This is a genomic window from Vibrio sp. 10N.222.54.A3 (assembly GCF_041474095.1).
GTDB classification, from domain to species: Bacteria; Pseudomonadota; Gammaproteobacteria; order Enterobacterales; family Vibrionaceae; genus Vibrio; species Vibrio crassostreae_C.
The window spans coordinates 36,455-62,139 of the sequence record NZ_JBFRTN010000047.1 but is presented as its reverse complement, the minus strand read 5'-3'; the positions used below and the strand labels follow the sequence as shown (position 1 = coordinate 62,139).

General features: G+C 45.8%; 21 protein-coding genes and 1 pseudogene. 15 read left to right on the top strand and 7 right to left on the bottom strand.

What is annotated here, in order from left to right; all coding sequences use genetic code 11:
- Positions 1–76: 76 nt before the first annotated feature.
- Positions 77–445, top strand: a pseudogene (locus tag AB4507_RS11425) (MFS transporter); the annotation flags it as partial.
- 108 nt (positions 446–553) lie between these two features.
- Here AB4507_RS11425 and AB4507_RS11420 read toward each other — a convergent pair.
- Positions 554–1,468 (bottom strand): DMT family transporter, encoded by a 915-nt coding sequence (locus tag AB4507_RS11420; RefSeq protein ID WP_372182701.1) that lies wholly within the window; start codon positions 1,466–1,468, stop codon positions 554–556.
- Positions 1,469–1,801: 333 nt separating this feature from the next.
- Entirely contained in the window at positions 1,802–2,695 is an 894-nt protein-coding gene (locus tag AB4507_RS11415) for a DMT family transporter (RefSeq protein WP_017067653.1), read from the bottom strand.
- A 123-nt stretch (positions 2,696–2,818) separates the two neighbouring features.
- On the opposite strand from AB4507_RS11415, the gene AB4507_RS11410 reads away from it, so the two are divergent.
- Entirely contained in the window at positions 2,819–3,301 is a 483-nt protein-coding gene (locus AB4507_RS11410; protein WP_017061583.1) for a MarR family winged helix-turn-helix transcriptional regulator, read from the top strand.
- 99 nt (positions 3,302–3,400) lie between these two features.
- Here AB4507_RS11410 and AB4507_RS11405 read toward each other — a convergent pair whose 3' ends face one another.
- Together AB4507_RS11405 and aceB are read right to left on the bottom strand one after the other, a co-directional pair.
- A complete protein-coding gene (locus tag AB4507_RS11405; protein ID WP_372182700.1) occupies positions 3,401–3,841 on the bottom strand; it encodes a heme-binding protein in 441 nt (146 codons plus the stop codon).
- A 101-nt stretch (positions 3,842–3,942) separates the two neighbouring features.
- Entirely contained in the window at positions 3,943–5,568 is a 1,626-nt protein-coding gene (gene aceB / locus AB4507_RS11400) for a malate synthase A (RefSeq protein WP_372182699.1), read from the bottom strand.
- Positions 5,569–5,882: 314 nt separating this feature from the next.
- Between aceB and gcl the strand changes: the two genes are divergently transcribed.
- The 5 genes from gcl to AB4507_RS11375 all read left to right on the top strand — a co-directional run bounded on the left by gcl (position 5,883) and on the right by AB4507_RS11375 (position 11,795).
- Positions 5,883–7,655, top strand: coding sequence for a glyoxylate carboligase (gcl, locus tag AB4507_RS11395; protein WP_372182697.1), 1,773 nt, complete (start codon positions 5,883–5,885; stop codon positions 7,653–7,655).
- Positions 7,656–7,808: 153 nt separating this feature from the next.
- Positions 7,809–8,585 (top strand): hydroxypyruvate isomerase, encoded by a 777-nt coding sequence (hyi, locus tag AB4507_RS11390; RefSeq protein ID WP_151408119.1) that lies wholly within the window; start codon positions 7,809–7,811, stop codon positions 8,583–8,585.
- A 37-nt stretch (positions 8,586–8,622) separates the two neighbouring features.
- The gene (locus AB4507_RS11385; RefSeq protein WP_372112630.1) at positions 8,623–9,519 is read left to right on the top strand and encodes a 2-hydroxy-3-oxopropionate reductase; all 897 of its coding nucleotides are present in this window, start codon (positions 8,623–8,625) and stop codon (positions 9,517–9,519) included.
- A gap of 187 nt (positions 9,520–9,706) precedes the next feature.
- Positions 9,707–11,017, top strand: a complete 1,311-nt coding sequence (locus AB4507_RS11380) for a glycerate kinase (protein WP_372182696.1) — start codon at positions 9,707–9,709, stop codon at positions 11,015–11,017.
- A gap of 163 nt (positions 11,018–11,180) precedes the next feature.
- On the top strand, positions 11,181–11,795 hold the full coding sequence (locus AB4507_RS11375; RefSeq protein WP_372182694.1) for a TetR/AcrR family transcriptional regulator: 615 nt from the start codon (positions 11,181–11,183) through the stop codon (positions 11,793–11,795).
- Between the two features lie 99 nt (positions 11,796–11,894).
- Here the strand turns inward: AB4507_RS11375 and AB4507_RS11370 are convergent, their stop codons facing one another.
- Entirely contained in the window at positions 11,895–13,370 is a 1,476-nt protein-coding gene (locus tag AB4507_RS11370) for a Na+/H+ antiporter NhaC family protein (protein WP_372073901.1), read from the bottom strand.
- Positions 13,371–13,387: 17 nt separating this feature from the next.
- Positions 13,388–14,731 carry a glutamine synthetase family protein gene (locus AB4507_RS11365; RefSeq protein ID WP_017065013.1) on the bottom strand — a complete coding sequence of 448 codons (1,344 nt, stop codon included), beginning with the start codon at positions 14,729–14,731 and terminating at the stop codon, positions 13,388–13,390.
- A gap of 344 nt (positions 14,732–15,075) precedes the next feature.
- On the opposite strand from AB4507_RS11365, the gene AB4507_RS11360 reads away from it, so the two are divergent.
- From AB4507_RS11360 to gabT, 8 genes are all read left to right on the top strand, one after another.
- A complete protein-coding gene (locus AB4507_RS11360; RefSeq protein ID WP_017065012.1) occupies positions 15,076–15,822 on the top strand; it encodes a gamma-glutamyl-gamma-aminobutyrate hydrolase family protein in 747 nt (248 codons plus the stop codon).
- Between the two features lie 16 nt (positions 15,823–15,838).
- A complete protein-coding gene (gene puuR / locus AB4507_RS11355) occupies positions 15,839–16,396 on the top strand; it encodes an HTH-type transcriptional regulator PuuR (protein ID WP_017065011.1) in 558 nt (185 codons plus the stop codon).
- 36 nt (positions 16,397–16,432) lie between these two features.
- Complete coding sequence (locus tag AB4507_RS11350; RefSeq protein WP_017065010.1) at positions 16,433–17,917, top strand: aldehyde dehydrogenase; 1,485 nt, start codon at positions 16,433–16,435, stop codon at positions 17,915–17,917.
- Between the two features lie 30 nt (positions 17,918–17,947).
- A complete protein-coding gene (locus AB4507_RS11345) occupies positions 17,948–19,225 on the top strand; it encodes an FAD-binding oxidoreductase (protein ID WP_017065009.1) in 1,278 nt (425 codons plus the stop codon).
- Between the two features lie 21 nt (positions 19,226–19,246).
- Positions 19,247–20,113 carry an N-carbamoylputrescine amidase gene (gene aguB, locus AB4507_RS11340; RefSeq protein WP_017067340.1) on the top strand — a complete coding sequence of 289 codons (867 nt, stop codon included), beginning with the start codon at positions 19,247–19,249 and terminating at the stop codon, positions 20,111–20,113.
- Positions 20,114–20,124: 11 nt separating this feature from the next.
- The gene (gene aguA, locus AB4507_RS11335) at positions 20,125–21,207 is read left to right on the top strand and encodes an agmatine deiminase (RefSeq protein WP_372182691.1); all 1,083 of its coding nucleotides are present in this window, start codon (positions 20,125–20,127) and stop codon (positions 21,205–21,207) included.
- A gap of 93 nt (positions 21,208–21,300) precedes the next feature.
- Positions 21,301–22,728, top strand: a complete 1,428-nt coding sequence (locus tag AB4507_RS11330) for an NAD-dependent succinate-semialdehyde dehydrogenase (protein ID WP_017065006.1) — start codon at positions 21,301–21,303, stop codon at positions 22,726–22,728.
- A 15-nt stretch (positions 22,729–22,743) separates the two neighbouring features.
- Positions 22,744–24,015, top strand: a complete 1,272-nt coding sequence (gene gabT / locus AB4507_RS11325; RefSeq protein ID WP_017065005.1) for a 4-aminobutyrate--2-oxoglutarate transaminase — start codon at positions 22,744–22,746, stop codon at positions 24,013–24,015.
- Positions 24,016–24,184: 169 nt separating this feature from the next.
- Here the strand turns inward: gabT and AB4507_RS11320 are convergent, their stop codons facing one another.
- Entirely contained in the window at positions 24,185–25,546 is a 1,362-nt protein-coding gene (locus tag AB4507_RS11320; RefSeq protein ID WP_372182689.1) for an 8-oxoguanine deaminase, read from the bottom strand.
- Between the last annotated feature and the right edge of the window lie 139 nt (positions 25,547–25,685).

The following is a 25,685-nucleotide window of genomic DNA, read 5'->3' as shown; positions in this document are numbered from 1 at the left end:
TCACCACCATTCCAATCGTTTCAAATGATCAGATCACAGGACTTGGAAAAGGTTCAACTAATTTAGGCAACAACGCCAGCGTAAAGCGTTGATCTTCGAGTATGTTGGCTTGATTGGTGTGTTTGTCGGTTATGGTTTGGTGCAAAGCGCGGCGGCACTTTACGTGATCGATCACCTGTTCTTTGCATTGGCACTAGCGATCAAAACTTACTTTCAGAAAATTGCAGATCCGGCTGACATGGCATCAACCGCTGGTGTCTCTTTCACCATCAATCATATTGCAGCGGTCGTTATTCCAGTGGTGTTTGGTGTGATTTGGTTGTCTTCTCCTGCAACGGTTTTCTATATTGGTGCAGTGATGGCCGTGGTTTCTCTAGCGCTATCTTTAAACATTCCGAAGAAACCTGAAGAGGGCAACGAAGTGCGAATGTTTAGCTGGCGCTAATGTTGGTCTCGATATTATGAAATAAGCAAAAAGCTCCAATAGTGATATTGGAGCTTTTTGTTTATGTGGGATATGTATATCTAATCCGCAAAATAGGTTTCACGCGGATCAGTTTCTTACGGTTTTTAATTCGGTACGCAGCTTGAAAATTCCCTTTGGTGCCTTGGTGAGTAAAATGCCGCAAAGTAGGGGGATCATCATAAACAATGATTGTTCAGACAGAACTTCACCGTTGACGTAACAAGATATTAGCAGCGCTACTACCGGGAAAATCAAAAAGCAGATAGACGCTTGGAAAGGGGGCGAAACCTGCCCTAATTTGAAGTAAGCCACAATGCCGCCAACACTCGCGACAAAGCCTAGGTAAACCACGGCTGAGATTGAATCCTCAGTGAAGGATTCAACATTCACGTTTTCACCTACAGCTGAAACAGCGAATAAGAATAAAGCAGCAATCAGGCTCGGTACGGCGTTGTAGGTCAGTACTTCAATACCTTTGCAGTGCTTTTGAACCAGCACATACATAACTGCGTGAATCGCAACAGCAAGGCCTAAGCAAACCGTGCCAATTAGGTAGTCATCGCCACCCATCTGCATTTCGTTGCCAAGGATTAAACATAGGCTCACAACAGCAGCGATCAACCCGAATATCTGGTGCTTCGCTAGTCGTAGACCTAAGAATAAGCCAGACATCAACATCACAGCCACAGGCATGTTGGCGAAGATGATCGACGCTAAACCTGAAGAGATGTATTGCTCGCCATAGATCATCAACGTAAACGGAATCGCGAAATACATCAACGCAACAATAAGCAGCCATTGGCGCTTACCTTTAGGGAACAGCAGTGGTTGGTTGAAGACTTTCGCCAATACTGCAAGCAGAGGTGCTGCAAGTAAAAAGCGCAACGCAGTAGCAAAAATAGGTGGGATAGAATGCAATGCTACTTCCATAGCGAACCAAGTGGTTCCCCAAATTAAGCAAACAGAGACAAAAAGCAAAATAGTTAGCGACTTCGAATTCATGGTGACTACTCATTAATAATTATTTTAAATCATAGGCTTGTAGCGCCTTAATGACGTGGCACAGTATAGAAAGGTAGTCGGAGAAAAGTTTTGTCTTTTTATCTCTAATTTGAGTTTTTTTGTGGAAATTAAATCTCTAGTATGATTATTTTATAGAAAATAAATTCGATTTAGATAGTTAAAGTAAAGTCATTGTTCTTTGTGAGGTTTAATTTAACTTAAGGAATGGTCAACTCAACGAGTATGGCTGTTGGGTTATTGCTGTTAGCGTAGCAACAAAAAACGCGCCCTCAATGAGGCGCGTTTTTGAACAATACGTTTAAGAGGCTGCGTCTACTGCGTAACAGGCTTGACTTGTTTGGATTGTCTTACCGCAAGGATAAGTTGTGGTAGCAGTGACATCACTATCATGCCGGTCATTAGTGAGTATTGTACTGCAGTGAATGATTCACCCATCAACACCATACCGGTCACGATGCCAGCTACTGGGTTTGCGATGCCACCGAAGGTGAAATCAACCACCGACATACGCTGTAGCAACCACACATACATGCCGTAACCCAGCGCTGTGTTTAGCCCAATAACCCATACGAGTCCCATAGCATTACGAGTATCGAAATGAGTGACAGCGTTAATATAAGGCTGCGGATCGATGAATGCATGAACGCCAGACGCGACAGACAAAATCGTACCGCCCAGAATCAGTTGCCATGTTAATACCTTCCACCAGTGCATGCGGTTACCCAGTGACTTGGTAATGCTGCTGCCGATGACAATACACATTATTGCGGCAAACATTGCGCCTAAACCGATTGGGTTCAGAGCAATTTGGCTTGGGTTAAACAGTATCCACGCTAAGGTGATCAAGCCAATACCCGAAAGGGCTTGAATCAGATGCGGGCGCTGTTTTTTCACTACCCAGTGGAAGATCATCGCGAACACCGGCACGGAGATCATGCCCACGCCAGAGATTGCCGAAGGCAGCGTTAGCGCCATCACGAAGATCAAGCCAAAGAAGGTCGCGATATTGATAAGGCCCAGTGTGAAAATGATTTGCCACTCGCCTTTTTTAGGCAGTGTTGGTTTTACTGCTAGCAATAACAAACCAGCAGGTAACGCACGCAAAGCACCCAATAATAATGGTGGCCACTCCTGTAGCGTAAATTGCGTCACTGCATAGGTTGTTCCCCAAAAGAACGCGGGGATCATTGCTAATAATATGTTCATTTAAAATATCTTTACGTTAAGATAACTATTGTGTGAACTGTATACTGAGAACTAGTGGTTGTAAAGTATCTTTATGTTAAACTAGTTTGAAGTAATCAGACTAACAACGGAGCGAGATTGCAAATGGATGCTATCGACCGCGTAGTAGAGCAATGGGCAAAGGAAAAGCCCGAACTAGATACTGAGCCTATGGCAATGATGGGTCGGATTATGCGTATTGCCAAGTATATGGAGACGCAAGTTGCCGAGCTTCATAAAAAATACGACATGAAGCTGGGTGAGTTTGATGTGCTGGCGACGTTGCGACGTTCTGGGAAGCCTTACCGACTGACGCCATCTGAACTGATTGGATCCATGATGCTGACATCTGGCGCGATGACCAATCGCCTTGATAAGCTAGAAGCCAAAGGGCTGATCAGTCGTGAACACAGCAAAGAAGACAGACGCAGCGTGAGTGTCCAGTTAACTAAAGATGGTCTTATTCTGATTGACCAAATGATGACTGAACATGTCGAAATGCAGAAAAAACTGGTTAAATCATTGTCTGCGAGTCAGAAGAAGAACACCAACCAACTTCTGAAAACATGGTTGAGCGCGTACGAGTAGTTTTTCTGATCTTCCTTTAGATTCAATAAAAAACCGAAGCTTAATCGCTTCGGTTTTTTTGTGCTTGTTTAAGAACTTCAAGTACAGCGAATTGGCGAGTTAAGCTTGCAGCATCTCGTCACTGAACAGTTCTGCACAACCAATGCCGTTGATGGCGCAACTTTCGTCGATGTCTGAGATGTCACCGCTGACCCCAATCGCACCAAGTACCGTTTTATCCTTATCTCGAATCAGTAGCCCCCCTGGAACTGGCACCATGTTTCCGTGTGCGAGCACGTTTACGGCGGAGATGAATGCTGGTCGGTTGTCAGCATCTTGGGCGAGTTTTCTAGAGGAACAACGCAGTGCGAGTGCCCCCCACGCTTTAGCGATCGCGATGTCTGGTCGCATCATGCTAGAGCCGTCTTGACGTTGCAGAGAAATCAGCTTGCCACCGCTGTCTAAGACGGCGACCGTCAAAGGTTCTGTGTGGATTTTGTTTCCTGCTTTTAAGGTGCCATCAATGATGGTTAACGCTTGTTGTAGAGTCAAACTTCCCATGTTATCTCCTAGTTTTTCAAGGGGCCGTGTACCAAGCTAAGTCAGCCAATCATTACGCTTGTTGTGAATATCATCGACTGATTCAGCTCGGTACAAGAGTCCTAACTGGACTCTTGTAATAGCCCATAGCTGGGTAAAGTTAGGAAGGCAGCGAACTCTTTGGCTGTAGAAAGTTGATAGAAAAGATCAGCTGTCTCTTCAAATCGACCTGCTGTATAGCGCGAGTCTCCGACTTCATGTTTTATCGTGTCTAGCTCTTGGTAAAGCCAAGAGTGGAATAGTGATTTGGTAAAGGTTTGGCCATCATCGAGTGTTACCCCGTGGTGGATCCACTGCCAGATATTGGCTCTTGAGATCTCAGCAGTCGCGGCATCTTCCATGAGGCCGTAGATAGGCACACAGCCGTAGCCTTGAATCCAAGCTTCGATGTAATACAGCGCGATGCGTATATTCTTACGTACTCCTACTTCGTCGCGACTGCCCTCACAAGGCTTTAGCAACGAGTCTGCATTGATCACATGCTCTGGGCTTTGGAAATCCATTTGGTTTACTTTGCCATCTAAGTGCTTATCAAAGATCGACATTGCCAAATCAACCAGTGCAGGGTGTGCGACCCATGTGCCATCATGTCCGTTCTGAGATTCTCTTTGTTTATCTTCGATAACCTTGGCGGTTACACGTGCCATTTCTTGCGGGTCTTTTGCTGGAATAAAGGCTGACATCCCACCCATTGCTAATGCGCCACGAGCGTGACAAGTGCGCACCAACAGTTGGCTATAGGCGTTGAGGAATTCTTGATCCATGCCGATCCCGTGGCGGTCTGGCAAGATGCGGTCTTTATGGTTTTTCAGCGTTTTGATGTAGCTGAAGATGTAATCCCAACGGCCACAGTTCATCGCTACGATATGATCACGCATGGCGTATAAGATCTCTTCCATTTGGAATACGGCTGGCAGAGTTTCAATCAACACGGTCGCACGAATGGTGCCTTTGGGTACGTGGAAATAGTTTTCGGTGAAGCTGAAAATATCGTCCCACCAATGTGCTTCTTCCATGCTCTCAAGCTTGGGAATGTAGTAGTAAACGCCTAAGCCTTGCTGCGCACGTGATTGATAGTTGTGGAAAAAGTACAGCGCAAAGTCCATCAAACAACCAGCGATAGGTTGATTGTTGAATTGAATCGATTGTTCAGGTAGATGGATTCCACGAGGGCGAGCGATTAACAACGCAGGGTCGCTGTTTAGCTGGTAGTTCTTTTTTTTCTTCTCATCGAAATAGCTGATGGTGCCTAAATTGGCATCTCTTAAGTTAATTTGCCCTTCGACCATGTTGGCCCAAGTTGGGGAAGACGCATCCTCAAAGCAGCACATGAAGACTTTCGCACCCGAGTTTAATGCGTTGATTACCATCTTTCTCTCGATAGGACCTGTGATCTCTACGCGACGATCTAGTAGCTCTGGTGGCGGTGTTGCGACTTTCCACTCTTTATTCTGACGAATAGAGATGGTGTCCTTTCTGAAATTGGGTAACTCACCGTTATCGTATTGTGCTTGTTTAATATCGCGATCATTTAGCAGGGCATGACGGCGATCTCCAAACTTGTTAACGATAGCTTCTAAGAATTTCAATGCATCTTTAGACAAGATCTTTTTGTACTCGGGGTTGTCCATATTCCCAAGTACCTGCATACACAGCGTTTCTTCTCTTTCTTTCACGTCATTCATCATTGCCTGTCTCCTTTACACAATACGATGTCATTTTGTATACAAAATGTTCTTTTTAACGATATTTATATTGTAGAAATTGTATACAAGCAAATGGTATTTAACATTTATTTATCATTTGATCTTTTTGTGATTTATTTTTACGTAAAGATATTTTATGTAAAGCAATGAATTGTAAGCTTTTCAGGCTTAATTGCTGTTCAATAGGATAGGTTGATGTAACAAAATTGTTTCAAATTGGACTTGATAAATGCTGAGGATGATTCATAGTACACAAAAGTTAGTTTTATTGTATACAATATGAAATGGAGGTTCGAATGGCAATTATGAAAGCGATTGAAGCAGCGGTAGAGGTGCTTAAATGTGAAGGAGTAGACATCGCATTTGGTGTTCCCGGCGCAGCGATAAATCCAATGTACGCAGCGATGAAAAAGCTCGGAGGAATCGACCACGTCTTAGCTCGACATGTAGAGGGTGCATCGCATATGGCCGAAGGGTACACGCGTACCAATCAAGACAATATCGGTGTGTGTATTGGTACCTCTGGCCCTGCGGGAACGGACATGATCACGGGGCTTTATTCGGCGTCTGCAGATTCAATCCCAATCCTATGTATTACAGGTCAGGCTCCGCGTGCTCGCCTTCACAAAGAAGACTTCCAAGCGGTTGATATTGAATCTATCGCTAAACCAGTCACTAAGTGGGCGACTACGGTTCTTGAACCGGCTCAAGTGCCACGCGCGTTCCAAAAAGCCTTTCATTTAATGCGTTCGAGCCGTCCGGGTCCAATCCTGATTGATCTACCGATTGATGTTCAGCTGGCTGAAATTGAGTTTGATATCGATACCTATGAACCGCTAGAACCTTATAAGCCACAAGCGACACGCGCGCAGGTTGAGAAAGCATTAACCATGATGTCTCAATCTGAAAAACCGCTGATTGTATCTGGTGGTGGCGTGATTAACGCTGGCGCGTCTGAATTGTTGCAGCAGTTTGCCGAGATCACTGGTGTTCCTGTGATTCCAACCTTAATGGGTTGGGGCTCGATTCCGGATGATCATGAGTTAATGGCGGGTATGGTAGGGCTACAAACTTCTCACCGTTATGGCAATGAAACCATGCTTAATTCTGATTTTGTGTTTGGTGTTGGTAACCGCTGGGCTAACCGTCATACCGGTTCTGTGGATGTTTACACCGAAGGCCGAAAGTTCGTACATGTAGACATTGAACCAACCCAAATAGGCCGTGTGTTCTGTCCTGATTTAGGCATTGTCTCTGATGCGAAAGCAGCATTAGAGCTAATGGTTGAAGTGGCGCAAGAGTGGCGTGATGCTGGCAAGCTGCCGAACCGAAATGCTTGGGCAAGTGAGTGTCAGGAACGCAAGTCGACCATGCTGCGTAAAACCAATTTCGATGAAGCGCCAATGAAACCGATGCGTGTTTATGAAGAGATGAACAAGGCATTTGGTCGTGACACTTGTTATGTGAGCACCATTGGTTTGTCGCAAATTGCTGCCGCTCAGTTCCTGCATGTTTATAAGCCGCGTAACTGGATCAACTGTGGTCAAGCTGGCCCATTGGGTTGGACAACACCAGCCGCATTGGGTGTACGAGCAGCCGATCCAAATCGCGATATTGTCGCTATCTCTGGTGACTATGATTTCCAATTCATGATTGAAGAACTGGCCGTCGGCGCGCAATTCAATCTGCCATACATTCATGTGTTGGTGAACAACTCGTATCTAGGTTTGATTCGCCAAGCACAGCGCCAATTTGATATCGACTATTGTGTACAACTGGCGTTCGATAACCAGAATGCACCAGAGCTTGAAGGCTACGGTGTTGACCATGTTGCCGTTGTTGAAGGCCTAGGTTGTAAGGCAATTCGAGTTCGTGAACCAGAGCAAATTGCCGCTGCGTTTGAGCAAGCCAAAGAGCTGATGAACAAGCACAAGGTGCCAGTGGTCGTTGAGCTGATTCTTGAGCGAGTAACCAACATTGCGATGGGCGTAGAGATCAATGCCATCAACGAATTTGAGCCACTTGCCGAAAGCCGCGGCGATGCCCCAACAGCGTTAGCGTACAAGTAATCATTAAGTCATGTGTATACGTAGAGCTGAGGTTTAGCTCTACGGAAAGTCTCCAAGAAATCGGAGCCTTACTAAGCAACCGTAGCTCCATCAAATAACCGTTGCTTCACTAAACAGTCATAGTTTCACCAAATAAAGAATAAGGACAGAGTCATGGCAAAATTTGCAGCAAACTTGTCAATGTTATTCACGGAAGTTGATTTTATGGATCGCTTTGAAGCTGCCGCAGAAGCGGGCTTTCAAGGTGTGGAATACCTTTTCCCTTACGCCTTTGATGCTAAGGAAATCAAAGCAAAGCTCGACGCTAATAACCTAGAGCAAGTGCTATTTAACTTGCCTGCGGGTGATTGGGATTCTGGCGATCGTGGTATCGCGGTAGACCCAGCGCGAGTTGAAGAGTTTCAAGCGGGTGTACCTAAAGCCATCGCTTACGCAAAAGCGCTCGGTTGTACCCAAGTGAATTGCTTGGCTGGGATTGTTCCGCAAGGTGTGACCCAACAAGACGCGCAATCGGCGTTTGTGATTAACCTGCATTACGCGGCGAACGCACTCGCAGCAGAAGGCATCAGCTTAGTGATAGAAGCAATCAATACTCGCGATATTCCGGGCTTCTTCTTGAACACGACTGAGCAAGCCAAAGCGATCCTCAAAGAGGTAGGGAGCGATAACCTTTCTATCCAATACGATATTTATCACATGCAAATTATGGAAGGCGATCTTACGCCGACCATGCAGCAAAACATTGGCCAAATCGCACACGTTCAACTGGCTGACAACCCAGGTCGACACGAACCGGGGACCGGAGAAATCAATTACCCATTCGTGCTCAATTATCTTGATGAGCTTGGTTATCAAGGCTGGGTTGGCTGCGAATACAAGCCGAAAACAACAACGACAGAAGGCCTTGGTTGGCTACACCAGTACCGTTAATTGCGTCTGGTAACCCTCAAACGTTAAGGAGAACAACATGTCTAAAATTGCATTTATCGGAACTGGCATCATGGGGAAACCTATGGCGAGTAACCTTCAAAAAGCAGGTCACGATTTGATTCTGTCGGATCACTTTAATGCAGCACCTGCCGATCTTGTGGCAGCAGGAGCAACGGTTTGCCATTCACCCGCAGAAGCGGCAGAGGCGGCGGATGTCATTATCTTAATGGTGCCGAATACACCACAAGTTGAAGATGTCCTGTTTGGTGACAACGGCGTCGAGCAAGGCCTCACAGCAGGTGGCGCAACGGGTAAGCTAGTTATCGATATGAGTTCAATCTCGCCAATCGCGACCAAAGCCATTGCCGCTCGGATCAACGAAGGCGGTGCTTCATACCTTGATGCTCCGGTATCAGGTGGCGAAGTAGGCGCTATCAATGCAGCGCTGACTATCATGGTTGGTGGTGAGCAAGACGCCTTTGACAAAGCACGTCCGCTATTTGAAATCATGGGTAAGAATATTACGCTGGTGGGCGACAACGGTGCGGGTCAAACCTGTAAGGTCGCAAACCAAATCATTGTGGCGTTGAATATCGAAGCCGTGTCTGAGGCACTGGTGTTTGCATCAAAAGCTGGCGCTGATCCAGCACGCGTACGTCAGGCGCTATTAGGTGGCTTTGCTAACTCTAAGATATTGGAAGTACACGGCGAGCGCATGGTTGAAGGCACATTTGACCCTGGCTTTAGAATCTCGCTTCACCAGAAAGACCTGAACTTAGCGCTAACGGGCGCTCAAGAATTGGGTGTCGCACTGCCGAATACAGCTAACGCTCAAGAGCTGTTTGGCGAGTGCGCCGAAATGGGCGGTGAAGGTTGGGACCACTCTGCGCTTATCCAAGCGATTGAGAAACGTTCTGACCACTCGATTCGCTAATTAATTAAGGCTGCTATCGATTCGTAGCCCAACAGTTTGTTTATAAATCGCGTAGTTTCGTCTCCTTTTATACGCGTTCCTGATACAGGGCAGAGGTTGAAGTTGTTCCTTTCCAACTTGATCTTAGCAGGCACCCTTTGGCCTTGTATCGGGGTTCTTTTTTTCTCCGTCAACTAAGGAGTGGCTGATGGACATTGATGCTAAGCAGTTTCTACAAACCCTTTTCTCAAGTGCTGTAAATCAGGCGCTACCTAAAAATCACATCGAACCTTTTCTTCCTCAAGACATTTTTTATCGCTCTGCTAATCAAGCTGGGCGTACTGTGGTGATAGGAGCAGGAAAAGCGGCCGCATCAATGGCAGCAGAGCTTGAAGCGGTTTGGCAGGTAAAGAAACAACAAGACCTTGCACTGCGTGACCTTGAAGGCTTGGTGGTGACTCGTTATGAGCACACCGCCCCTTGCGAACACATTGAGGTGATTGAAGCAGCGCACCCCGTGCCAGATGCGATGGGCTTAGAAGTGAGCCAACGTATGCTGCAATTGGTGAGTAGCTTGAGCGCAGATGACACGGTTATTTGCCTACTGTCGGGTGGCGGTTCCGCTTTGCTAAGTCTGCCCGGTGGCGACATCAGCCTAGCAGAGAAGCAACAAATCAATAAGGCGCTGCTTAAATCAGGCGCCGCCATTGATGAGATGAACTGTGTGCGCAAGCATTTATCGTCAATCAAAGGTGGGCGACTAGCAAAAGCGGCTTATCCAGCAAGAGTTATATCTTTGGCGATTTCAGATGTGCCGGGCGATGACATCAGTGTGATTGCATCAGGTCCGACTGTACCCGATACCACTACGCGTTTTGATGCGATGGCAATTTTAGAACGTTATCAAATAGAAACACCACGCTCGGCATTTGAATGGCTAAATAATCCAGAGTCAGAGACGGTTAAACCAGATGACGTATGTTGGAAGAACGCGGAGCACCATATTATCGCGACACCAATGTCGGCATTGGAATCCGCTGCTGCAGAAGCTGAAGGCTTGGGTATTCCCGCTTATGTGTTGAGTGATTGCATAGAGGGAGAAGCGCGAGATGTCGCGAAGGTGCATGCTGCGCTAGCCAAACAAGTGGCTAATAACAAGCACCCATTTGAGACGCCTTGCGTGATACTTTCCGGCGGGGAAACCACGGTAACCGTTAAAGGGAATGGTCGCGGTGGGCGTAACTGTGAGTTCTTGTTGAGCTTGTATAACGAGCTTAAAGGCCAAGATAACATATTTGCATTGGCTGCTGATACCGACGGGATTGATGGTGTTGAAGACAATGCGGGAGCATGGATCGCGCCTCAAACATGGCAACTAGGTTCGAGCCTGTCGCTTAAAGCGCAAGACTATCTCGATGCGAACAACAGCTACGACTTTTTCAAGCAAGTCGATGTACTTCTTACCACGGGACCAACGCTGACCAATGTGAATGACTTCCGCGCAATATTGATTCTTTAACTTGAACAGTTCAAAAACACGGTATGGAATGGTCGCTTCTTAACAAATAGAGCGGCCATTTTATTGTTATCAATGCGGTGACCTTGAGTTCTGAGATTATCTTCTGGACTAATGAAGCACGTTGATTACTATGATTTTAGTAACGAGCTGTAAAGGATGCAATATGTCTAGGATCAGACAAAAGAATCAAGATTTAATCATCGAAGTCGCGTGTGAACAATTCGCTACTCATGGTTATGCCGCAACAAAAATGGCAGATATCGCAAAATCGGCCGACATTCCCAAACCCAACGTGTTCTATTACTTCAGTTCTAAAGATAAGCTCTATAATGCCGTTTTAGAAACCGTTACTCAGCCATTACTGGAAGCGTCTCGTCCGATTGAAGAGCTCAGCGATCCTGTTGAAGCCTTGTCCCAATATATTCAAACCAAACTGATCATTTCTCGCGACCACCCACATGCCTCTAAGGTATTTGCCAATGAAGTGATGTCTGGCGCTAAGGTGCTGCCGAAAGAGATTGGCGATGAGCTGTATAAGCAATCCCAGATGATCCTCGATAAGTTCTCAACATGGTCGGCGCAGGGCCTAATGGACGATGTTCCCGCTCATCACCTGATGTTTACCATCTGGGCGGCAACTCAAACCTACGCCGATTTTGGCTGGCAGATTTGCAGCGTGATGCAGAAGGACCAACTCGATGATAAAGACTATGCCGATGCCGCTCAGTTCATCACACAGTTAGTGATTCAAGGCTGTGGTGTGAAAGGGAGCACTTGAAAGCTGGAGAGTCTTGCTTTAAGCTTGCTCTTCAGGAAATTGAAATGCCTTATCGTAGAATAAGGCATTTTTTACGCTTGTATTTTAGCTGTATGAGGCTTAGCCAACTAACAAGAAGAAGAGAGCTGTTGCGACAATACCTATCAATGCGTAGGGGAATTGAGTGGTTGCGTGTTGCATTGAGGTACACCCGGAACCTTGAGCTGACAATACCGTTGAGTCACTAAAGAAACATGAGTGACTGCCCGCTGCTGATGCCGAAAGCAGAGCCGCAATAGTTAAATGTAGAGGTACGCCAAGTTGTTCGCCTAGAGGCAATACGATTGGCATAGCAACTGCAAAAGTTCCCCAAGAAGATGCGGTAGCAAACACCAATGCACCGGTGATCATAAAGATAATTGCTGGGAAGTAAGACGCCGATAGATAAGGGCTTACTGTCTCGATGACATATTGTGTCACTCCTAGAGAATCATTCACAGACTTCAGCATGAATCCACCAATCACCGTTGCCAATGGCAGCAGCATAACTTTGATTCCGTCGTAGACAGCTTCAAACATATCATTCATTGAGATTAGACGTTGAACACCATAGAAGCAGATAGTAAAGATAATTGCGACAAATACGCCTGCTAATAGATCAATACCGAAGTACCAGCTTGCACCAACTAACACCACCATAGGCAATAGGAAGTTGATTAATCCCATCGTTGGGTTGGTGTGCGCTGTAATATCTGCGCCAAAGTCGATGTCTGTTGCACCGTCAGGACGTACTTGACCTTTCTTCGCTCGTTCCTCAGCCTGCTTCATTGAGCCTAAATCCGGCATCTTTTCTAACGCAACGAGAAGGACGATTATCAGCGTAACCCAGCCATAAGCCATGTATGGAATCGCTTCAATATATGCTTTGATACCCTCACCAGCTTCAGCCACTCCATTCGCTTCAAGCAGTGAGCTAAAGAAAATAGCCCATGTTGATATTGGCACCAGAATACAAATCGGCGCAGCGGTGGAATCGACTAGATAAGATAGTTTTTCACGGGAGATGTTGTATCCGTCAGTAATCTTCTTCATCGATGATGAGATAGCGATCGCGTTCAGATAGTCATCAATAAAGATCATGATGCCGAGGAAAAAGGTCATCAGCATAGATTGTTTACGGCTCTTAACCTTTGTGACCAACATATCTGAAAAGCTTAAAATACTGCCGCCTTTTTCGAGAATTGCGATTAATCCCCCCATCAGTCCGCAAACTAGAACGATCCATGCAATGGTTTCGTTCATCATTACATCCATCGATATGCCGACAATTTGCTCAACGGCTTGCGCAGGATTGAGTAGTAGTACACCAGCGATGGTACCACTAAAAAGCGCCTCTACGGTGCGGTGTGTAGTTAGGGCGAATACCAAAACAAGTGCGGTAGGGAGAAGGCTCATCCATCCATAGGCCTCTCCTTCTTGGTGGTTCAATCCAATTGATGTGAAGAAAATGAAAGTCGCGACAACCAATAGAGATACCATGATGTGTTGACTGTTGATCTTCAGCGGCGCGTCCAACGCCTTAGTTTGCGTAGTCATACGTGTAGTTCCTTTGTTTATGCTGAGTGCAACATCCAGTCGATTTCTAATGGAGTGATGGCGCGTTCAAACTCCGCCAGTTCACTTCGTTTACAAGCTAAATATAGATCGACAAACTCTTTAGAGATGTACGGGGTCAGCTCACTGCGTTCTAGCTGATCGAGAGCTTCAGACATACGCAGAGGTAAGTCTATTGCATCATCACTGAGGGAGTTAGGACATTGGTCTTTGGTATAGTTTTCACTCGCTAATACTGCGGATAGTACTACTGCAGCGAGAATGTAAGGGTTAACGTCAGCTCCCGCAATGCGGTGTTCAATTCGGCGATTGTTGCTGTCGCTGATAGGAACACGCAGTGCGACACCACGATGGTTCTCGCCCCAGTCTGCTTTCGTTGGCACGTAAGCTCCTGGAACAAAGCGGCGGTAAGAGTTAACGTTAGGGCAAATCAAGGCCATGGAATCGGATGTTTGAGCAAGCATCGCGGCCATGGTTTGATAAAAGAGATTACTGGGTTCACCATCTTGTTGGCTGAAGTGATTATTGTCGTTGGAATCCACCAAGCTAAGGTGGATGTGCATACCGTTACCAGCTTGCTCACTAAATGGCTTAGCCATGAAGGTAGCATCGAAATCATGTTGATTAGCAATTTGACGAATTAGGCGTTTGACGATGATGATTTCATCACACACTCGTAGTACATCTTTAGAGTGGTTGAAGTTAATCTCGAATTGTCCTGGGGCGGATTCAGATAGTGCCCCCGAAGTATTTAACCCTTGTTCTTGAGCGACTTTGTTAAGATCGGCCAAAAAGTCTGCGTAATCATCCAAACCATCTAAGTCATAGACTTCGGTATCTTTTTCTCGTGATTTTTTGTTTGGGTTGATGGCTGTTTGTAGTGCTCCCATCTCACCCCGCTTCCTGTCTATTAAGTAAAACTCTAGCTCTAAGGCAACACATGGATGTTGATCTTTGGTGTGTAATTTTTCGAGAATTTCACTGACGATATTACGAATAAAGAGCGGGTTTGGGGTGTGGGCTGACTCATCCATCATACTCAACATTATTTGGCCCACTTGCTCTTTAGCGGTAGGCATCAATGTATCCGCAATTGGGAAACACATGTTGTCTGGTTCTCCCAATTCTTCACCTAACCCTGCTGTTTCAACCACATTACCTTTGGTATCTAAAGTAATTGTCGAGAGGGGAAGAGCTACTCCTTTATGCAGCTTGTGTAGTGCACTTACTGGGATGCGCTTGCCTCTTGGTGTGGCATTGATGTCGGTAAAAATCAGATCAACAAACTCGATGTTGGGCCATTTTTGTCGAAAATTTTTAACTTCCTGTAGATACGATTCCATTGTGTTCTCCAACTAGCCTCTATATTTGGTAAATTAAAAGTAATAAAAAAGAAACAAGTCAATTGTACTAATTAGACTAAAGTCTAGTTTTAAAGGTTATTTCCTTTTAATACATAAGCTTGCGTTGATTGCTTTGAAATTTACAATTTTATTGAAAGATGTTTCTGTTAACTATTTTGTAACAGTTGATTGTGTTTTGCTCAATATAATGTCCAAAATTAGTCGTTTTTTTGACCAAAAAGGTGGGTTTGGTCACGCTTTGGTCATAATATCGAACATCGGTGTTGATAATTTTGTACATGATTTGTAGTGTAAGTGTTAAATAAATCGAGCACGGAAGTAACATGTCTAGAACAAGCAAACCCATTATTGGAATTGTTAGTTGCGCTAAAGAATTGGGTGGCTATCAAATACAGGCAGTGAATAATTTTTACCTCACGGCTGTGAAAGACTTTGGTGGATTGCCACTGATATTGGCTCCGGATATGGCAAGTGAAGACGTTGAGCGTCTTCTTAACATCTGCGACGGTTTTTTATTTCCGGGGAGTCACTCAAATGTGGCACCACATCATTACAACGGCACTCATGAAGAGTCTAAGAAAGATGAAGCTCGAGATGAGCTTTCCTTTACTTTGATTCGTCAAGCGATAGACAAAGACATTCCGTGTTTTGGTGTTTGCCGTGGATTTCAAGAGATGAATGTTGCTCTGGGAGGCTCACTGAACCCAGCAGTTCATGATTCAGGTTTCAACGACCATAGAGAGAGTGAGGTCGAAGACTTTGAGGAAAAGTACGCTCCATCACACGCGGTGTTGGTGCAAAAACAAAGTTTGTTTGAGAAATGGCTGACTGAAAATCATTGGGAAAACACTATCTTTTTTGAGGTTAATACTCTTCATAACCAAGGGGTTGACCAATTAGCTCCCCAACTGACTGTGGAAGCTAAAGCACCGGATGGTTTAGTGGAAGCGTTTAGTCTTCCAGGGCAAAAATTCTTTGTTGGCGTGCAGTGGCACCCAGAATGGAAAGCAAAAACGAATCATTTCTCTCAAATTTTGTTTAAAGAATTTATGATGGCGGCCTCTCTATAAGTTAGGAGCCACCTACATGGACAACCAAGAGATTGGTAAAAATATTGTTCGATTAAGAAAAGAACATGGATTGTCACAACGAGAATTAGCCGAACGAGCAGGTATTACACATAGCGCGATCTCTTCGATTGAGAATGCGAAGGTAAGCCCTTCAGTAAGTTCGTTGCAAAAAATAGTGAATGTTTTTTCTTTATCTCTTTCGGAGTTTTTCACACTTGAACAACCCAAAAGCGATGAAGTGAAGGTTGTCGTTGCACCTGAAGAGTTGGTTGAAATGGGCAGTGAGTCGGTTTCAATGAAATTGGTAACCAACGGCAGCAAAGAACAGGTAATTGGATTTTTGATTGAAGAGTATGCCCCCCACGGCACAACGGGTGCGGCGGAAATTAAACATGAAGGCGAAGAGATCGGCACTATTTTAGAGGGCGAAATCACTCTGGAATACAAAGAGCAATCTTTTGTCCTTAAACAAGGTGAATCGTACATTATTGATACGACGCAGCCGCACAAGTTCACAAATCACACAGACAAGGCTTGTCGAATGATAAGCGCGCATACGCCAACCACATTCTAAGTGGGCCTTGCCTTGTTGTGATAACAAGGAGAGCGTATGAAAACCCAAGAACAATGGATTGAACTGAGAAACAATCTAAACATCGAAAATCGTGCCTTTATTAATGGCGAATATAGCGCAGCTATCAGTGGAGAAACTCTAGATGTTGTTAACCCGGCTACCGACGAGACACTGACCCAGATAGCTCGTTGCCAAGAAGAAGATGTTGAGCTTGCGGTAACATGTGCTCGTCAAGCTTTCCTTTCTGGTGAATGGAGCAACAGCGCTCCGTCATATCGCAAAGCGGTACTCAGCCAATTTGCAACGCTGATTGACCAACATCGTGAAGAACTTGCGTTGCTGGAAACCCTAGATACGGGTAAGCCAATCAGCCATAGCTTTTCAACCGATATCCCTGGTGCTGCAAGTGCACTGCGTTGGTATGCAGAAGCCATCGATAAAGTGTATGGGGAAGTCGCGCCAACGGAACAAGATGTACACGCCTTTGTTTCTCATCAAGCTATCGGTGTTGTTGCAGCGGTAGTTCCATGGAACTTTCCATTATGGTTAGCTTGCTGGAAACTTGGCCCTGCATTAGCAGCAGGTAATAGCGTTATTCTTAAACCCTCTGAAAAATCTTCTCTCACTGCTATTTATATTGGTCAACTCGCCAATCAAGCAGGCTTACCACGTGGCGTTTTTCAAGTCGTTACAGGCTTTGGCCATGAAGCCGGTGATGCTTTAGCGAAACACCATGACGTCGACTGTATTGCATTTACGGGTTCCACTCGTATTGCTGGTCAATTAATGGTTCGTTCTGGTGAAACCAATCTTAAGCGTGTGTTTGCTGAGGCTGGTGGTAAGAATGCCAATATCGTATTTGAAGACTGCGAAGACCTCGATCGTGCAGCCGCAGAAACCGCTGGTGGTTGCTTCTATAACCAAGGCGAAGTCTGTGTCGCTGCAACTCGTTTATTAGTGCACGAAAGCATCAAAGATCGCTTTGTTGATAAAGTCATTTCTGCGGCTCAATCCTTTATGCCGAAAGACCCAATGGACACCTCATCTTCGATGGGAGCGCTCATCGATCAAGGTCACAAATCAAAAGTGCTTGAATATATAGAGCTTGGCCAAGCGGAAGGTGCAGTTCTTCGTTGCGGGGGTGATGTTGAAGGCAAAGGTGCATTTGTTGAGCCGACCATTCTTGATAACGTTGACAATAAAATGCGTGTCGCCCAGGAAGAGATCTTTGGTCCTGTACTTTGTGTTATCTCATTTAAAGATGAAGCTGAAGCCGTCGCAATCGCCAATGACTCAAAATACGGTTTAGGTGCGGCGCTTTGGAGCAATAACATTAACCGCGTACACCGTGTAGCTAAACAGCTTCAGGCAGGTTCTGTTTGGGTGAACAACTACAACGAAGGTGATATGACCGTCCCTTTTGGTGGGTTCAAAATGAGTGGTAACGGCCGTGATAAATCACTGCACGCCATCGAAAAATTCACAGAAACCAAAACCACTTGGATTCGCCTTCACCCTTAGCCTGCTGATGATTAATAAAGGAATATCACTATGAATAAGCATACGGATTCGTTTTACGCCCACTCTATCCCGAACATGCCAGAGTTCCCACAACTGCAAGACAACATTGAGTGTGATGTGTGTGTGGTTGGGGCTGGGTTTTCAGGTTTATCTTCGGCTCTTCATTTAGCCGAGAAAGGTTTTAAGGTAGTGGTACTAGAGAGTGCCAAAGTTGGTTTTGGAGCAACTGGTCGTAATGGTGGACAGATCGTCAATAGCTACAGCCGAGATGTTGATGTAATAGAAAGCCGTTACGACCAACCCCAGGCTAAAGCCCTGTGTGACATGATTTTCGAAGGCGGAGATGTCATTCGTGGCCTAATCGAAAAATACGATATTGAGTGTGACCACAAACGCGGTGGCCTATTTACCGCGCTAAACAAAAAGCAGTTAATAGGTTTAGAGCATCATAAGAAAAACTGGGAGCGATATGGTAATGACCAGCTCACCATGTTGGATGCTAGCCAAGTAGAAGAGGCGGTTGGTACTCAAGCTTACACCGGTGGCTTGCTTGATATGCGAGGTGGGCACATTCATCCGCTTAAACTCGCATTGGGGGAAGCCGCAGCATTTGTTTCTCTTGGTGGCCAAATTTTTGAACAATCAGCGGTAACGTCCATTGAAAAAGGTGCGAATCCTGTTGCAAGAACAGCGAGCGGTAGCGTGAAGAGTAAATACTTGGTGTTAGCTGGCAACGCCTACTTAGGTGGGTTGGCTCCGAATATCAGTAACAAAGCCATCCCATGTGGAACTCAAGTCGTGGCGACAGAGCCGCTTACCGATGAGCAACTAAAACAGGTTTTACCAAGTGACTACTGCGTTGAAGACTGTAATTACTTACTGGACTATTTCCGATTGAGTGCCGACAAACGCTTGTTGTTTGGGGGCGGGGTGGTTTATGGCGCTCGTGACCCTCAAGACATTGAGTCTCTGATTCGTCCTAAGTTAGAAGGTATTTTCCCTCAACTTAAAGGTATCAAGATTGATTACACATGGACTGGTAACTTCTTACTTACCTACTCACGTATGCCGCAGTTCGGCGCATTCGACGACAATATTTATTATTTGCAAGGCTACAGTGGTCATGGAGTTACCTGTACTCACTTGGCTGGCAAGTTATTGGCAGAAGCCTTAACAGGGCATGCCGAACGATTTGATGCCTTCGCACAACTCAAGCACTACGCCTTCCCTGGTGGACGTCACTTCCAAATACCATTCACAGCAGTTGGCGCAGCGTATTACAACCTAAGAGATAAACTGGCTATCTAACCGGACGATAAGGAACATCCAATGAGTAGAGTAGTAAAATTCGCGGCCCTGCAACTGACCAAAAGCTGGGATCTGGAAGATAACCTAAATAAAGCTAAGCAAGCGATTCGTGAAGCTGCGAGTAACGGTGCCAATGTGGTTTTGCCGCAGGAATTGTTCGCTGCTCCTTATTTTTGTAAGAAGCAAGAAGCTAAGTATTTTGAGTTGGCTGAGGAAGTAGACAATTGTCTGTTGATAACAGAGATGAGTGCATTGGCAAAAGAACTCGGGGTCGTGATTCCAGTTAGTTATTTTGAAAAAGCGGGCAATACCTTCTTTAACTCATTAGTGATGATTGATGCCGATGGCACTGTGCTAGATAACTACCGCAAATCACACATCCCGGATGGTCCGGGTTATAGCGAAAAATACTATTTTAGTCCTGGAGATACTGGTTTCAAAGTATGGCAAACCCAGTTTGGTAAGTTCGGCGCTGGTATTTGCTGGGATCAATGGTTTCCCGAGCTTGCTCGTAGCTTAGCGTTACATGGTGCAGAAGCCATTTTTTACCCAACCGCTATTGGCAGCGAACCACAAGATCCAACTTTAGATTCTCGTGATCACTGGCAACGCACTATGCAAGGCCATTCCGCTGCAAACTTGGTTCCTGTGATTGCGTCTAATCGCGTAGGCACAGAATGTGATGATGGCATTGAAACCACATTCTACGGTTCTTCTTTTATTACCGATCATACTGGTGGCAAGTTGGCAGAAGCGCCACGTGATGAGGAAGCTATCATTTACGCGGAGATTGATTTAGCCGCAACGGCTCAAGCGCGTCACTCGTGGGGGCTGTTCCGTGACCGCCGCCCAGATCTATATGGCTCTGTGGGCAAACTAGCAGTTTAAAGGGGCAGACTATGCAGTTATCGACAACACCACTGCAAGATGGGTTCTACTTTCCAGCTGAGTTTCATCCTATTGAAGAAGTTTGGTTGGCTTGGCCAGAAAGACGAGACAATTGGCGTGATAACGCCCTTCCTGCCCAGCAAACATTCGCTAGCATTGCGAATGCAATAGCAGAAGTGACTAAGGTTTGTGTCGCCGTGAGTGCGAAGCAATTTGATAAGGCGAGAACATTGCTTAATTCAGATATTCGGCTTGTTGAAATCCCATTCAATGATGCGTGGATGCGTGATATTGGGCCCACAGTGTTGGTGAATCAAGACGGCGAGCGTCGTGGAATCAACTGGCAGTTTAACGCTTGGGGTGGTGACTATAATGGCCTCTATGAAAACTGGCAGCAGGACGACCTAGTGGCTAGCTCAGTATGTGACATTATCGGAATTGATCACTACAACGCCCCATTCGTTTTAGAGGGGGGCTCAATTCATACTGATGGCGAAGGTACGCTCTATACAACAGAAGAGTGTTTGCTTAGTCCGGGACGCAACCCTGAGTTGAATCAACAACAGATAGAAACACATCTCAAAGAATATCTAGGTATTGAAAAGGTCATTTGGCTGCCTAAAGGACTATTCGATGATGAAACTGACGGACATGTTGATAATTTGATGCATGTAATTGCCCCGGGGAAAGTGGTATTGAGTTGGACAGATGATCCATCAGACCCACAATTCGCATTATCTCGTCAGGCGGAACAAGTGTTAAAAGATCAATCTGATGCTAAAGGTCGAGAGATTGAAATCATCCGTTTACCGTTGCCAGGGCCTTTGCACTATAGCGAAGCAGAAGCAAGCGGAATTGATAAAAGTGATGGAATGACACGTGATGCAGGGGAAAGGTTAAGTGCTTCTTATGCCAACTTTCTTATCGCGAATGGTTATGTGTTTTTGCCATTGCTCGATGATAGAACTGACGAGCAGGCAATAAAAATATTGCGGCAAGCGATGCCTGAACATCAAGTCGTTGGTATACCAACGCGTGAGGTTTTGCTGGGTGGAGGTAACATCCACTGCATTACTCAGCAGATCCCTGCTTAGGAAAACCATTATTAAAACAATGAACTATTGGTTTTCTGCTTGGTAGGGTAACTATCAGTAGACGCCAAGGTAAAGCTGTCAAAAGGAATCCCCATGCAACAAATTACAAATCAATCATTGCTGTCGTTTATGGTGCTAAATCAAGACCAAGGTATTGCTGTAAGTAACCCCGCGACGGGTGAAATACTTGGTTATGCACCAGTGTCGTCTGAACATGACATTTTAGATGGGGTCGAGCGTGCAAGCTTCGCGCAAAAAGAGTGGGCTTTGCTGCCAGCCAAAACCCGTTCTGGTTTACTACAAAAATGGTATCAGTTGTTACTTGATAACAAGGAAGATCTCGGTCGCCTGATGACGTTAGAGCAAGGCAAGCCATGGGCAGAAGCACAAGGTGAGGTGTTGTACGGCGCAAGCTTTATCGAGTGGTTTGCTGAAGAAGCGAAGCGTACCTATGGTGAGACAATTCCAGCGCCAAGTAGCGACAAACGCCTTGTAACTATGAAACAACCTATTGGAGTAGCTTGTGCGATTACTCCGTGGAATTTTCCTATTGCAATGATAACTCGTAAGGCAGGTCCAGCACTTGCGGCTGGCTGTAGTTTTATTGTGAAGCCGTCTGAATCCACACCTTTATCTGCTTTTGCTGTAGCTGAGCTAGCATATCAAGCGGGCATTCCTCGTGATGTACTGCAAGTGGTATTGGGCGCGAATTCTCGTCAAGTTGGCGGTATTTTTACCTCACATCCTCTGATTCGTAAGCTCTCTTTCACGGGCTCTACGCAAGTTGGAAGAGTGCTGATGCAGCAAAGTGCAAACGACATCAAGCGAACGTCAATGGAGCTCGGTGGAAATGCACCATTTATCGTATTTGATGATGCAGATATTGATGCGGCTGTGCTTGGTGCAATGGCGTCTAAGTTTCGTAATGCCGGTCAAACTTGCGTCTGCGCTAACCGTTTTTATGTACATAACAAGGTGTACGATGAGTTTGTTGAAAAATTCGATGCAGCAGTGCAGCAGCTTAAAGTAGGCAATGGTCTAGAAGAGGGTGTAAATGTTGGTCCGGTAATCAGCGAATCAGCAAAACAAGGTATTCAGTCCCTCATTGACGGCGCAATCGAACAGGGCGCGAAACCAGTTACTGAGCCGAAAACTCTTGATGGTCTATTCATGCAACCTGTCGTTCTCAAAAACGTTACGCATGATATGGATATTATCTCGCAAGAGATCTTTGGCCCCGTCGCTCCTGTGATCAAATTTGATGATGACCAACAGCTTATCGAAATGGCTAACGACACTATCTATGGCTTAGCGTCTTACTTCTATAGCCAAAATATCCACCGTGTATGGAAGATAGCAGAAGCACTGGAGTACGGCATGGTAGGAATTAACGAAGGCATGATCTCTACCGAGGTAGCCCCTTTCGGTGGAGTTAAGCAGTCCGGTATCGGGCGTGAAGGGGCAAAACAAGGTATCGATGAATACATGAGCATCAAATATCTCTGCTTTGGCGGCAACTAATCAAAGGACATGACAATGACAAATCAACAACTACATCAAAGAAGAAGCGAAGTTATCGCTCAAGGCATGGGCGCACTGTACCCACTTTATGTCGAAAAAGCAGAGAATGCTCACGTGTGGGATGTGGATGGAAATAAATATATCGACTTTGCTGCTGGTATCGCGGTAACGAATACAGGGCATGCAAATAAGCGTATCAACGAAGCGGTAAAGGCTCAACTGGATAACTTTTCACACACTTGTGCTATGGTGACGCCTTATGCCTCCTTTGTTGAACTGGCAGAAAAGCTCACAGAACTCGCCCCCGGTGACAGTGATAAAAAAGCGATTTTCCTGACAACAGGAGCTGAAGCGGTTGAGAATGCTGTGAAAGTAGCGAGAGCTCATACTGGCCGCAGTGGTGTGATTGCTTTTAAAGGTGGCTTCCACGGCCGTACTAATATGACCATGGGGCTAACTGGTAAAGTCGCGCCTTACAAAGCGGGCTTTGGCCCATTTCCAAATGAAATATTTCATGCACCTTACCCAAATGCTTTTCATGGCGTAAGCACAGAACAAAGCCTGCAAGCGCTCGATGATTTGTTTGCGTGTGATATTGAGCCATCACGCGTGGCGGCGATAATCTTTGAGCCTGTGCAAGGTGAAGGCGGTTTCTATCAAGCCCCCGCGGAGTTTGCTCAAGGCCTGCGTGAGTTGTGTGACAAATACGGCATTATGCTTATCGCGGATGAAATTCAAACGGGCTTTGCGCGCACGGGTAAAATGTTTGCCACTGAATATCTGGGCATTGAACCCGACATGATAACAATGGCAAAAGGTATTGCGGGTGGTTTCCCTATCTCAGCAGTAGTGGGAAAAGCCGGTGTTATGGATTCGGCACTACCAGGTGGCTTAGGTGGTACTTACGCTGGCTCTCCGTTGGGGTGTGTGGCTGGTTTAGAAGTCCTAAAAATTATCGAAGAAGAGCAATTGTGTGCTAAAGCAATGGGCATTGGTGAGGTTGTGAATGCCCGTATGAGCAAGCTACAGGAATCGGTTCCAGCTATTGGTGAAATACGTACCACTGGAGCGATGATGGCTATTGAGTTTACTGATCCAGAGTCAGGCAAGCCATTGCAGGACTTAACTAAAGCTGTGATAGCGAAAGCACAAGAAAATGGTCTTATTCTGCTTTCGTGTGGTGTAAAAGCGAATGTAATTCGTCTGCTTCCACCATTAACTATTGAATCTGAAGTACTCAGCGAAGGCTTAGATAAGCTTGAGAAAATTATTCTGGAAGTTGTTTAGGATTTGAGTTAAGACATTGTATTTTAATATAAAGGTCATTGTAGATATTCTTTTCGTGCTTATAATGTCCCTTCCTGAAATGTATTTACACATTGAGGACGGGGCTGTGAATGAATAAGTAAGGCCGACATCACGTCGGCCTTTTTTCGCTTTTCTAGTTAGAGAGTATTTAATTATTCATCGCCAGTTTACCTAGCTTCATTGCGGCAGCGTGGTGGCGGTGCATCAGTCGCTCCATGTCTACTCCAATTACTGCTCCATCGTTAACTCGCCATTTTCCGGCTACCATCACTTTATCCGCTTGTTGAGCTCCACAAAGTAGTAGTGCAGCCAGTGGATCGTGGCTGCCAGAGAAACGAATATCATCGAGTTTGAACATCGCGATGTCGGCTTGTTTTCCGACTTCTAGTGTACCGATATCCGTTCTACCCATTGCGCGTGCAGAGCCTGATGTTGCCCAGCGCAGTGCGTCGAAGTGTGAAACGTTGGCAGAGCCATACTGCAGGCGCTGTAGATACATCGCCATGCGCACTTCGGCAATCATGTTCGAACCGTCATTCGAGGCGGAACCATCAACACCTAGCCCGACTTTTACGCCAGCGGCTTCAAGATCGTTGTTCTTACAAATACCGGAAGCCAACATCATGTTGGACGTCGGGCAATGACTGATGCCAATGCCTGCTTTACCCAAGCGCTTGATCTCTTCTGGATTGAAGTGAATACCATGAGCAAGCCAAGTTCGTTCGTTTAGCCAACCCACATCTTCTAAGTAATCGACAGGGCGTAGGCCGAACTTCTCGATACAGAAGTCCTCTTCATCGAGCGTTTCGCATAGGTGAGTGTGCATCATCACGTTCTCACGCTCACTGATCTTGGCGGTCTCTTTCATTAGATCCGTGGTGACTGAGAACGGCGAACAAGGCGCGAGTGCGATTTGAATCATCGCCCCTTCATCGCGCTGGTGGTAATCGCGAATCAAGCGTTGGCTGTCATCAATGATGGTCTGTTCGGTTTGAATGGTGTGTCGTGGAGGTAGCCCACCTTCATCTTCCCCAAGGCTCATGGAACCGCGCGTGAATATCGCCCTTACACCCAGTTTCTCTGCGGCCTCGACTTGTAAATCGATGGCGTGCTCTAGCCCGTTTGGCAGCAAGTAATGATGGTCTGACGCTGTGGTACAGCCCGACATCATCAACTCAACCAGAGCTAACTCTGTGGCAAGGCTCATCATCTCCGAATCGAGGTTGGCCCAAACTGGATAGAGGCTTTGTAGCCAATGGAAGAGTTCTTTATTCAGTGCGCCGGGGTAGGTACGCGTTAGGGTTTGATAGAAGTGGTGGTGCGTATTGATAAGCCCAGGAGTCACAACATGACGAGAGGCGTCGACGCTGTAATCTACGGGTAAGGTTGGTTCTTTGTGTTTACCAACCAATTCAATGATCTTATTACCTTTAATGACAATACCGCCTTCTGCATCAGCCAGTGAGCCAGTGTAGATTGCGAGAGGATTCTTAATCCAGATGGTTTCCATTCATAGTAGTCCTTAGCCATCTCAGCCTTTTCAGGGAAGAGGGTCTTTATTGGTATTTGCTGTTGAAAGATAAATTCGAATCAGGGCGTTAAAACGTTCAATGCTCTAATCAGCCCTGATTCTGTGAAAATCGGCTTAC